General features: G+C 38.7%; 8 protein-coding genes. 4 read left to right on the top strand and 4 right to left on the bottom strand.

What is annotated here, in order from left to right; all coding sequences use genetic code 11:
* Positions 1 to 12: 12 nt before the first annotated feature.
* From HRT55_RS16655 to fucP, 4 genes are all read right to left on the bottom strand, one after another.
* Positions 13 to 1422: a sulfatase gene (locus HRT55_RS16655; RefSeq protein WP_291623007.1), complete on the bottom strand. Its 1410-nt coding sequence runs from the start codon at positions 1420 to 1422 to the stop codon at positions 13 to 15.
* Between the two features lie 272 nt (positions 1423 to 1694).
* Complete coding sequence (locus tag HRT55_RS16650) at positions 1695 to 2924, bottom strand: malic enzyme-like NAD(P)-binding protein (RefSeq protein WP_291623006.1); 1230 nt, start codon at positions 2922 to 2924, stop codon at positions 1695 to 1697.
* 359 nt (positions 2925 to 3283) lie between these two features.
* Positions 3284 to 4804 (bottom strand): sulfatase-like hydrolase/transferase, encoded by a 1521-nt coding sequence (locus tag HRT55_RS16645; RefSeq protein WP_291623005.1) that lies wholly within the window; start codon positions 4802 to 4804, stop codon positions 3284 to 3286.
* Between the two features lie 221 nt (positions 4805 to 5025).
* Positions 5026 to 6444, bottom strand: coding sequence for an L-fucose:H+ symporter permease (fucP, locus tag HRT55_RS16640; RefSeq protein ID WP_291623003.1), 1419 nt, complete (start codon positions 6442 to 6444; stop codon positions 5026 to 5028).
* A 315-nt stretch (positions 6445 to 6759) separates the two neighbouring features.
* Here fucP and HRT55_RS16635 point away from each other — a divergent pair, with 315 nt between their 5' ends.
* The 4 genes from HRT55_RS16635 (at position 6760) to HRT55_RS16620 (ending at position 12457) form a co-directional block, all read left to right on the top strand.
* Entirely contained in the window at positions 6760 to 8154 is a 1395-nt protein-coding gene (locus tag HRT55_RS16635) for a DUF1800 domain-containing protein (RefSeq protein ID WP_291623002.1), read from the top strand.
* Entirely contained in the window at positions 8154 to 9419 is a 1266-nt protein-coding gene (locus HRT55_RS16630; RefSeq protein WP_291623001.1) for a DUF1501 domain-containing protein, read from the top strand. Before HRT55_RS16635 ends, HRT55_RS16630 begins: the two co-directional genes overlap by 1 nt.
* 165 nt (positions 9420 to 9584) lie before the next feature.
* Complete coding sequence (locus tag HRT55_RS16625; protein WP_291623000.1) at positions 9585 to 11789, top strand: multiheme c-type cytochrome; 2205 nt, start codon at positions 9585 to 9587, stop codon at positions 11787 to 11789.
* 377 nt (positions 11790 to 12166) lie between these two features.
* Positions 12167 to 12457 (top strand): hypothetical protein, encoded by a 291-nt coding sequence (locus HRT55_RS16620; RefSeq protein ID WP_291622998.1) that lies wholly within the window; start codon positions 12167 to 12169, stop codon positions 12455 to 12457.
* The last annotated feature ends 348 nt before the right edge of the window (positions 12458 to 12805 follow it).

Raw genomic sequence — 12805 nt, 5'->3', positions numbered from 1 at the left:
ATAAGTTATCGCTTATTCTACTGCTATGCCCATATTGTCTTGCCAAGCTTGCAACTCTGTCATTAAACGTTGGGTTACTTTAGGTTTTTTATCCGCGATATTATTGGTCTCGCCAATATCTTTATTAACATTATAAAGTTCAATATTGCCTGAGTCGTACCAGTTTATTAACTTATGTTTTCCATCGTTGATAACCGTACCGCTAGGTGTGCCACAAACTCTAGCTAGATTGCCTTGTGTTCTAAAATGCCAGAACATTGCTGGGCGAGGTGTTTGGCTTTTATTAAGCAAGGTATTGGCGTAACTTTGCCCATCTATATGTTGTGATGCTTGTTCAGGTAATGATGCTAAATTTAATAAAGTAGGGTAGTGATCAGTGCCAGCAACAGAATGGTTGCTGGCAGAGTTAGGGGCAATTTTTCCTGGCCACTTCACTACAAGCGGTACCCGAATACCACCTTCGTATAACCAACACTTACCTGCCTTTAATGGTAAGTTTGACGTTGCTTTGCCGCCATAGGCGGTTGTTTTTGTGCTTTCGCCACCATTATCCGAGGTAAATACAATAATAGTATTATCGCTAAGATTTAAGGCATCGAGCTGTTTAACTATATTGCCTAAACTGTCATCTATGCTTTTAATCATGCCGGCATAAGTGGCATTATCTTGATGCATTTTTTGTTTTGCTGGACCTAACGCTTTATATGCGGGGCCGATAAACTCATGTTTATCTATACGCTGTTGGGCTTGTTGTTTATCAATTTCTTTTGACTCTATTGGTACATGTACCGCGTAATGTGACAGGTATAAAAAGAATGGTTTGTCTTGGTTTTTTCTAATAAAGGCGTTTGCTTTTTCGGTGAGTGAATCGGTTAGGTAGTCACCCTTCTTATCGACTAAGTCTAAGCCTGGAACTTTTCTGTCGTTGTCATTATCACCGTAAGGATAAAAATAATGGGCTGGAGCGCCTTTATCGTGGCCACCTACATTAATATCAAAACCTTGGTTTTCAGGGTAAGCACCTGGTTTACCTAAGTGCCATTTTCCGGCAAAAAAGGTCGAGTAACCTTGTTCTTTAAACGCTTCAGCCATGGTTTTTTCGTTTGGCGGCATGGTACCAAACTGTTTGCTTTTTTTGATGCGTGCCGGGTATTTACCTGTCATCAGAGCAAAACGTGAACCAATGCATAAAGGGTGAGCTGCATAAGCGCCAGTAAAAGACATACCTTCTTTGGCTAGAGCATCAATATTGGGCGTTTGATAAATTTTTGAGCCGTTGCTGGCAGTATCCGCCCAACCTAAATCATCAACTAAGAAAAACACTACGTTGGGTTTCTCTTGGGCGTTTGCGGAGATTGACTGACCAAACAAGCAAAGCGTTAAAAGCATGAGCTTTAAACTTGAGAATAACGGTACTTTCATTGTGCTTCCTACTGATAAGAAATAAATATTAATCAAACTATGATGTCAGGTAACAATTTGGCTGGCTATCAGGAAATCCTCATATTGCTGTAAGTAATAAATTGATCGGTAACTTGTAAGGATAAGTATGTGCTTTAAATAACTGAGCCAAGTAGATCGGGTAAGCTGCTTTTGAAGGTATTAAGAGATAATAAAAGGGTGGAGAAGAAATAGACAAGTAATGGGGAGAAATATGAACAGAATTCTGAATTGCAACTCTGTTCATTTTAAAATTATTTTTTAGCAGGAAGTCTTGCTACACCTGAATCTATTGCTGCTTTGGCCACAGCGCTAGCAACACGATCACATAACCTTGGGTCCATCGGTTTTGGAATGATATAACCTCTACCAAATGTTAGGCTTTCTTCACCACTTGCCGCTAATACTTCTGCAGGCACTGGCTCTTTTGCAATTGCACTAATGGCATAGACGGCAGCAATTTTCATTTCATCGTTAATGGTACTGGCTCTAACATCTAATGCACCCCGGAAAATAAACGGGAAACACAAAACATTGTTTACTTGGTTTGGATAATCAGAGCGACCTGTCGCCATAATTAAGTCATCGCGCACTGAATGAGCAAGCTCGGGCTTTATTTCTGGATCTGGATTTGAACAAGCAAATACAATTGGTTTGGCTGCCATAGTTTTTAGCAATTCAGGGTTAAGCAGATTAGGGCCTGAAACACCAATAAAGATATCAGCGCCATCGATAACGTCAGCTAAGGTGCGTAAATCAGTATTGTTAGCAAATAACTTTTTATATTCATTTAAATCATCTCGGCGAGTATGAATAACACCTTTGGTATCTAACATGTAGATTTTTTCTCGCTGAGCGCCACATTTAATCAGTAGCTCCATGCAAGCAATGGCAGCAGCACCAGCACCTAAACAAACAATTTTAGCTTGCTTGAGTTCTTTACCTTGTACTTCTAAGGCGTTGATAAGGCCAGCAGCGGTAACTATGGCGGTACCATGTTGGTCGTCATGAAATACTGGAATATTACAGCGCTCTATTAGGGCTTTTTCAATAACAAAACACTCAGGCGCTTTAATATCTTCAAGGTTAATGCCACCAAAACTATCAGCTATGTTAGCCACAGTGTTAATAAATTCTTCTACGGTCTTATGTGTTACTTCAATGTCGAAGGAGTCGATGTTGGCAAAGCGTTTAAAGAGCAGCGCTTTACCTTCCATCACGGGTTTTGAAGCCATAGGCCCAAGATTGCCTAAACCTAATACCGCGGTGCCGTTAGTGATTACGGCTACGGTATTACCTTTACCTGTATATTTATAAACGGCATCTGGGTCTTTGGCAATTTCACGACAAGGCTCAGCAACACCAGGGCTGTAGGCAAGCGATAAATCATGACTTGTTTCAGCGGGTTTGGTGATGGCAATAGCAATTTTCCCAGGGGTAGGGTAAGCATGGTAATCAAGCGCCTGTTGAGTAATATCTTTCATGTTAATGTCCATAAGTTGAATTATTAAGTTGGTAAATTATTGAATGCAGTGTTCTTGAAAGTAAGCTTGATACCTACAGGTAACCTTTTGTATGAATACATCAAGATATTCTCATGCAAAAGGGCACAGTTATCCTAGGTTAGCAGCCATGTGGCTGTTAGCCGTTCTCTTATCAGTGGTAAAGTCGGAAGTTAGCCTTGCCGTAGCTCAATAAGCTTAAGGCTGAGGTTAGGAAAAAAATGCTTACCCAGCAATGGTTGGGCCATAAGGGTAAGCACAGGTAAATTGTCAGCTCTGCCCAGCCATAGACTGGGAAATGTTCAGCTTCTTGTTTTGCTAGTGTTCAGCTTAATGTACGACTAATGCTCAGTGAATACCGTTTGCTTAATACCAATATTGTCTTTTTGAAAGCCTGGTCTAATTTTACCGGTAAATGGCTGATAGCTGTTGGCTGGATCATCATTGGTTAATGGATCGCCTACTTCAGCTTTCAATTCTTCCAATTTAGCCGTTAATTTTTTAATAATGATATCACTACCTGCTTGTTTTGAAATGTCGTGCATTTCACCTGGATCACTCATTAAATCAAACAAGACATTACGTTTAAGTAACGGGTAATAAACTAACTTGTATCTGTGGCTACGTGCCATACGTTGGAAGTGACGGTAACTACCGTAGATATAATCATTCATTACTGTTTTTTCACCGCGAACAATCGGCATTATACTTGGACCTTGTACAGAATCTGGTGTATCAATACCGGCAAGTTCTGTTGTGGTGGCGAAAATACTGTTTAAGTAAAACATGCCTTTAGCACGAGTATTGGCAGGAATACCATCACCGACCATAATAAACGGTGCGCGAATACTGTGGTCATAAACATTTTGCTTGCCAGCAAGACCATGTTTACCAACAGCTAAACCGTGATCAGAGGTGAAAATGATATAAGTGTTATTAGCATATGGTGATTTTTCTAAGCTATCAAGAATCCGACCAATTTGAGTGTCCATGTGTTCAACCATGGCGTAGTACTCACCAATAAACTCTTTGGTTTGTTTTTCAGTACGAGGAAAGGTCATTAGTGCTTCATCACGAATATTGTAATCACCGGCATCTATTTCAGGCATAGGTACAAAGCTTGCTGGTAAAATCATGCTCTCGGCAGGGTATTTATCAACATAAGATTGTGGCGATTGTCGTGGGTCATGCGGGGCTGTAAAAGCCACATACATCAAAAAGGGGCTGTCGTTTCTTTTTTCTTTTGTTTCGAGATAGCTAATTGCTGCATCGGCAAAGGCTTCACTGGTGTGTTGATTCTTTTGTTTTTTAGCCCATTTAATATTTTCGCCAAAATCAGTTAACCAAGGCTGCCATTGACCACCTTTGCTAATAGGAGCCATACCACCTTCGTGCACTGCGCGACCAATATTAAAAGAGCGTTTTAAGGCGTCGTTGCCAACATGCCATTTACCTGTGATAAAGGTTTCGTAACCTGCAGCTCTAAACGTTTCGCCCATTAAAGGGTGCGTTGTTTTGTTGGACTTGGGAGAAAAGCCAGTCATATGTAAATTACGGCCGGTATTAATCATTTGACGACTTGGCGCACAAACAGCGCCAGACCATGAACCCTGATTAAATACGTGAGTAAATGCCATACCACTGTGCGCTAATCTATCTATGTTTGGCGTATTGATAGCATCATTACCTAACGCATTAATGGTATCGATTGATTGATCATCAGTAATAATGAGCAATATATTAGGGCGCTCACTTTGTGCTGAAGCTGCTTTTTGTTCTGAGTGAGAGGGTAGAACAGCTAAAGAGCTGGTAGCGCACAATAATAAAAATAGTGATTTTATTGATTTAACGGCATTGCTCATAATAAACCTTATTGTAGTTATTTAGTTGTTATGATTATTATAAATAAAAAACACAGCTGCGCAATAGCTAAGTTTAACTTTATTAGTATAAATAAAAAAGAGCAGACTAAGCTGCTCTTTTTAATGATTTTTTAGTTAACTTTATAATTAATAAAACATACTTTTTATGAAAACTATGTCTTATGAAAACTATGTCTTATGAAGGTTATATCTTATAAAAGTTATGCTTTATGGATATTATGCGCTCTGTAACCGTAAATCGCGATAACAATAAAACAAACCAATGGTAATACAAATGAAGTTTGTACTGCTGGAATGCCAGCAACAAGTGAAGCGCTATCTATCATGCTACCTTGTAATGGTGGCATCAAAGCACCACCAACAATGGCCATAACTAAACCTGCTGAAGCTAAACTTGCATCGTTACCGGTATCTTTAAGCGCAATGCCATAGATAGTTGGGAACATTAATGACATACAAGCCGATGTAGCAATTAGACAATAAAGACCTGTCATGCCACCAATAAATATAGTACCAAACGATAAGGTAATACCACCAATCGCTAATAATAGTAATAGTTGTCCAGGGCGAATTTTAGCGAGTAAGAAAGTACAAATAAAGCGGCTTGCTAGGAAGATACCCATAGCAAACATATTATATTGTTGCGCCTCTGCAGCAGTTAAACCCACTGATGTCATACCGTAATGAATGATGAAGGTCCAAGACATGATTTGTGCCCCAACATAAAAAGCTTGAGCGATAACACCTTCACGATATCTTGCGTTCGATAATAAACGCACGAACGTTGCTTTTAATACTTTCGCCGTTAAAGGCTCATCGTGAGTAATGGTGTCAGGTAGTTTTCGGAATAAAAACACTACAAATAATAAGGCTACTACTGAAGCTATAGCTATATAAGGGCCACGAACAGTGATTAAATCAGCAGCTTGCATGGCTTGGTGTGCCATAGGCTCAGCAATAGAGAAATCAGCTAATGCTTGGGTTAATTTACCATCGACCACTGAAGGTAATAAATCGACATACTCAGGGTGTGCGGCTTTTTCAGCAGCGCGAAATTCTTCAACCTTAAGTTCACTTAAAATATAGTTAGAGGCAACAAACATACCGCCAAGTGAGCCAATAGGGTTAAATGCTTGCGCTAGATTTAAACGCTGTGTTGATGTTTCTGGAGAGCCCATAGAAAGAATGTATGGGTTAGCTGTGGTTTCTAATAAAGCTAGACCACAGGTTAAAACACATAAAGCCAGTAAAAAGAAGTTAAATTGTGCTGTCATACTGGCGGGTAAAAACAGTAAAGCGCCAATAGCATAAAGTGCTAAGCCTAATAATATTCCTGCTTTATAAGAGAAGCGGCGAATAAAAATAGCGGCTGGTATTGCCATAATGCCGTAGCCTAAGTAGAAGGCAAACTGCACCATTGAACTTTGTGCGTTACTAATAAGAAAGATATCTTTAAAAGCTTTGACTAACGGGTTAGTTATATCGTTAGCAAATCCCCATAACGGAAAAAGAGCGGCGACTAATATAAACGGGAGTATATATTCTTTAGCGATTATTGGTGTTTTAGCAACGCTTGATTGATTAATATCATCACCTGCTGTTTCGACTGCTGTTGTCATGTTGGCCTCTTAAGCTTTAGTTTATCACTTTATATTGTTTTTACAGTGCAAGGTTGCGCTGTATATTGCTTTTAGTGATTATTATATGTAATGTACATAAAGTACTTGCTTATCACCGTAGTGTCAATTGATAGCTGTTGATTATTAATAATAAGGACATTAAAAGTTATATTGCACTCAGAGGTAATTCAATAGATAGTTATTTAAATTGGCTTGTATAAAGTAAAGCTGTGTAAAGTTAGTGTGTTTTATAAATAAACAACTCTATATTGAAATGATGTTAACTCTATTTTTGTTACACACCTAAGGTGAGCTATGTCTGAAAACTCAATGTCATCAACAGTTATTAGTCCGGAAAATATTGCCGTTAATCGTTTTGGTTATGGCGCCCGTGGTGATGAACTCGCTCACGCCAAAGTGGATCCTAAAAAGTGGCTGTCATCTCAATTACAAGTCATCGAGTTTAGTGATAAGCAGCCCAGTTCAGATGATATTTTTGTCGCCCATGCTAAGTTTCAAAAGCAGAAAAAATTAATGAAACAGCAACAAAAACAAGCACAGGACAGCCAAGCCCAAGTAGTAGATAAAAATAAAATCAAAATGATTAAAAATAGCGCCCGTAAAACGTATGTGAAAATGAGTGCAGCTTCTTTAAAGCAAGCTATCACTTCAGATCATAGTGTCAGTTGGCGGTTACTTGATTTTTTCTCTAACCATTTCAGTGTCAGTACTAGTGGACGATTAATGGTAGGTTTATCGCCAACCCTAGAAAGAGAGGCTATAGCGCCTAACTTGCTGGGTAACTTTGCGGATATGTTACTGGCAGTAGAGCAACATCCCGCTATGCTTGTTTACCTTAATAATGAAAAGTCTTTTGGTGCTAATTCTCGTATGGCAAAAAAACGCAAGGTTGGTTTAAATGAAAACCTTGCCAGAGAAATTATGGAGTTACACACCTTAGGTGTAGATGGTGGTTATAGCCAGACTGATGTTATTGAGTTGGCCAAAGGCATTACCGGTTGGAGTGTTATAAGGCCTAAAAAAGAACACGGTACGGGTTTTGTTTTTCGCGCTTATGGCCATGAACCCGGTGCAAGAACATTACTGGGTAAAAAATATGCTCAGCGCGGCATAATACAAGGTCAGCAGATGTTACGTGATTTAGCCATGCATCCAAGCACGGCAAAGTATGTTTGTAGTAAAATAGCTCACCATTTTGTTAGTGAAAAACCACCAAAATCTCTGCTCAATAAAATGCAAAAAACTTGGCTTAACAACCAAGGTAATATCAAACAAGTGATGTTGACCCTGTTTGATGCTGAGGAAGCTTGGCTGGCAAGCCCACAGAAATTTAAAACGCCAAGAGAATTTGTTATTTCAACTTATCGGGCAATTGCACCGAATAGAATCAATGACAGGGCATTATTAAACTCATTGAATAACCTTGGTCAAATGCCTTTTAATGCTGGCTCTCCAGCCGGTTTTAGTGATGATGAAAGTGATTGGTTAGGCGCCAGTGCATTAATGGCAAGAGTAGAGTGGTCAAGCTTGGTCTCAACGCAAGTCAAAAGGATAAATGCTGAGCAAGTGATGGCTACGGCTTTAGGCAGTAGTATTAGCCAGAACACTTATCAAATGGTGATTAGAGCTGAAAGCCGTCAACAGGCAAGTACTTTGTTATTAATGAGCCCTGAGTTTCAAAGGAGATAATGATGATCGATAATAAAAAATCAAAAAATGACCCGTTAGCATCATCTTTTAGGTCAGCGTTAACATCAAAGTTAGAAAAGGCTGATACATTATCTCGACGCAAATTTATTAAAATGGCGGGTGCGGGTTTAGCGGTTTTATCTTTTCCGATGAGTCCAGCGTTTGCTTTCGAAGCAGGGAGCAAAGTAAAGAGTAACTTTAAGCATAAGCCTAAAATTGTTTGGGTAGTATTACGTGGTGCATTAGATTCACTACACACCATAGTGCCAACATTTGATGCGCAATATGCTCAGTTACGTCCTAAGCTATCAGCTAGTTTTAAAGGCCCATTGTTACCCTTAGAAAAAGGCTTTGCTTTACATCCATCATTAATAAACTTGCATCAGTGGTATCAGGAAAAGTCACTGCTGCCTATTGTTGCTGTTTCATCAGGCTACCCCAGACGCTCGCATTTTGATGGTCAAGATTTTTTAGAAAGTGGTAAAGATGAAATTGATCATGACAGTGGTTGGTTGGCTAGAGCTATAGCTGTTAAAAATAAAAGTGCCTTAGCGGTTGCTCGCTCAACACCCATTAGTTTGCGTAGCCCTTTTGCTAATTCTGAGCAAGTTAATACTTGGTATCCATCAAAGTTTAAAAGTGCAGATGAAGATATTTACGCCGCGTTAAATAAACTCTATCAAGATGATGAAGCATTAAAAGAAAAGCTAAACAGTGCCTTAGCAATAAAAGGTCTTGTTGATGATAATGGTCAGCATAAACAAAAAGGTAAGTTTAATGATTTAGCCAAATCATGTGCAAAATTGATGACAGCAGAGCAAGGTGTTGATTGCGCTATGTTAGAGCTAGGTGGTTGGGATACTCATAATAATCAGAGTGCACGTTTGGCGCGAAAATTAACTGAGCTTGATAGCGGCTTGGCTGAACTTAAAGCGGGCCTTGGTGATGAGTGGCAAAATACTGTGGTGATTATTGGTACTGAGTTTGGTCGAACAGCCAAAGAAAATGGCACAGGTGGCACCGATCATGGCACTGCCAGCGCTTTATTTCTTGCTGGTGGTGCGGTTAATGGTGGTAAAGTGAAAGGGCATTGGCCAGGATTAAAGCCCGATGAATTATTTCAGCAACGTGATTTAATGCCAACCTCTAATAGTTTTTCTTGGTTTGCGAGTGTGTTATCGCAACATTGGCAACTGTCTGAGCAAGAGTTGCAGCAAGTTTTTCCCCATATAAAATCGTATAGCGAAGTATTAATTAAAAGTTAATGGAATAAATTGAGTTGTTTAACATTAGTAAATGGCTGAATCGTTTAGCTTTATGATTTTTAGTCTCTAAGTATTATCTCTAGCCTCTTGTGACTAACACATGGGCTAGGGGATTTTTTAGTTTGTTTTTAAGTTTTTGAATTAAGTCATTATGGTAAAGGTATTGTGAAGTTTATTTATTGTTTGTCCCTTATTGTTGCAAGTTTTTTTGCTAGTTCTTTTATACAAGCAGCTGATAGTGTGGGGCATGACTTTCAAAAAGATCAGCCTATCTCGAACCAGCAATGCCTTTCCTGTCATCAGCAAACACATGATAAGTGGCAACAATCTGATCACGCAAAAGCTATGGCTATTGCCGATAAGAATTCAGTATTAGCCAATTTCGATAATGTAGATGTTAAGCACTACGGTCAAAAAGCGCATTTCTATATTAAGGATGAACGTTATCAGGTAAGGATTGCTTACGATGATAATGTTAATAATTATCAGATAAAATATACCTTTGGTCATTATCCTTTGCAGCAATATTTAGTAGAAACTGAACAGGGTAGACTGCAAGTATTGCCTTTTGCTTGGGACAGCCGAACAAAAGCCGATGGTGGTCAACGTTGGTATCATAACTATAGCCATGAAGAAATTCGTCCAGAAGATAGATTACATTGGCGCCAACCCTTACAAAATTGGAATGGCATGTGTGCAGACTGTCACTCAGATGGCCTAAAAAGAAATTATGATAGTGATAAAAATCAATTTGATACGATATTCGATAATATCAATGTCGGCTGTTTGTCTTGTCATGGTGATATGTCAGAACATGCTGAGCATAATAAGTCTAACAAGCGCAATGTTGCAAATGATGTTACCTCAATAAAACACCCAACAGGGCAGTGGTTAAGAGCGGTAGGAGATAAAACTGCTACATGGCAGGGAGTAAAACGTGATAACAGTTTTATGGATAACTGCTTTGCTTGTCATGCATTGCGCGCACCACTAACCGATGGTTTTAAACCTAACACGCCATTTTTACAACAATTTATGCCACAACTACCTACGGCACCTAATTACCATGCCGATGGACAAATCAAGGAAGAAGTCTATGTCTATGGCTCTTTTTTACAGAGCAAAATGTATGGTAAAGGCGTCAATTGTATAGATTGTCATGATAAACATACGATGAAATTGAAAATCGAAGGCAATGGCTTATGTTTGCAATGTCATGGCGGTGAAGTGTATAACGTAAAATCTCACCACCAACATCAGGAATCATCAGCTGGCGCACAGTGTGCTAATTGTCATATGCCAACTACACGTTATATGGGTGTAGATGACAGACGAGATCATAGTTTTAAAATTCCAAGACCAGATTTATCTACCCAGTTTAATACACCTAACGCTTGCATAAAATGTCATGACAATAAAAGCAATCAATGGGCAAGTGCCAATCTAGAAAAGTGGCATGGTAAGCCTAAAGCATTAGCAAAAAGTAAACCGTTTTTAATGGCGTTAAATAACGGCCAAGCTATTAACCTTGAAGATCATTTAAGTATTATTGCTGATAGCAAACTTGATGTCATTAGTCGAGCTAGTGCATTGCAAATGCTGAGTTTCACTACCCAAATGGTCACCATTGAAATTTTGAAACCCTATTTAACCCATCAAGAAGATTTAATTAGACTAAGTGCTGCCACTACGGCGTTATTGTTAACACCAAAGATAAGGGTTTTACACCTTAGTCCATTACTAACCGATAAATTCAAAGCTATACGAGTTGCAGCGGCAAGAAGCCTAGTTACTAGTAGAATCGCCGTAGAGTACCAACAAGCGTTTAATAGTGCTTTTAATGAGTTGCTTAGTAGTAATGACTTAACTAGCTGGCGCGGAGAAGGCAGAGCAAATCAGGGGTTATTAGCGTTAGAAACCAATCAAATATCAACAGCCGAGCAAGCATTTTTAGGGGCTATTACTGTAGAACCCTATTTTGATACGGGTTATATAAATTTAGCGGATTTATATCGCACGCAACAACGTTCAGCAGAAGTTGCTAGTGTGTTAGCCAAGGGCATGAAAAACTTACCAAACTCAGGCGCGTTAAAATACGCTTATGGTTTGCATTTAGTCAGAGTACAGCAGCACAGCAAAGCGTTGGGGTTTTTTGAACAAGCGACCATAGTTGAGCCACAATCACCGCAGTATTTATATGCCTATATTTTATCTCTTGATGGTCAGGGTGAAACAGTAAAAGCAGTCAATAAATTACAAAAACGGATAGGCAAGTATAGCGATAACCAGCAACTGAAAGAGCTGGGGTTGTATTTGGCACAAAAGAGTCAAAACAGGAAAATGTATGATTGGTTTATGGGTATTAAATAACTTAGTAGTAAGTGTTATAGATAAATAAAATGCAACAGGCTATGTATTGTTTGTTTGCTAATTCAGATGTAAATTTTAAATGACTGGTACATTTATAAAAGGCAATAATCTCTCGATTAGCGTCTTTTTGCCTTTAATAACTTGAAAAAGGGCAAAGGTTTTGTTGCGAAATATCTTCCCAGTAAAGTGAAAATCTGTCTCCCAGCCACAGACTAACAAACTGCAACTTAACCAAATGAGTGTAGTTCTAAACCTGCATCAGAACCCAAGCTACTATATTCGCTCAAAAATAAGGTTAATATAAGTACAATATCCTATAGACAAAGTATTTTATTGATGTAATCTAAAATTACAACTTAATTTTAATAAGAATAAATATGCAAAGATTAAAAGAATCTCAAGAAGCGTTAACTCTTATTTACAATACTTATAATGCAGTCGCAACTAAGCCTTTAACACCATTAAAAGTTAATGATGCAGAGGCATTAAAAAAATTACTTAATGCAGTGATGAACCGAGAATCGGTATCACATGTACAAAATAAAAAATCGCTTAAAGAAAGTACTGAACTTCGTAGCGCTTTAGCCGATGTTCTATTGTTACTTGATAACTGTGATATTAAAGAAATTAAAGCGAATATGAAAAAAGCTACTGCTGCAGCCGTATAAATAGCAGAATAAGTTATCGTTAGGCTATGTAAGACAAAGCCCGTCTAATAATATAAATAACTTAGCCACAGCTACATTAAGAAAAGCCCATTACCAAAGTAATGGGCTTTTTACTTTTCTAAGTTTGGTACTAAATCTCTGTAGCGTAATTTATTGCTCACTTGTGCTGATTAAAATACCCCAAGATTACATTGCTATCAATCCCAATAGCCAGCCATTGGTCAATCGGGCGCCTTGCTTAGATTTATTTTCTTGTGCACAACAAGATCACAAACTTAATCAAAATGGTATAATATCGGCATTAGTCTGCTATTGCCCTATAAAGCGCGGCTATAACAGCGTAGGATC

Source organism: Colwellia sp. (assembly GCF_013214175.1).
Classification (GTDB): domain Bacteria; phylum Pseudomonadota; class Gammaproteobacteria; order Enterobacterales; family Alteromonadaceae; genus Colwellia.
Note: the sequence above shows the minus strand (reverse complement) of the source record. Positions and strands in the feature narration are given on the sequence as shown.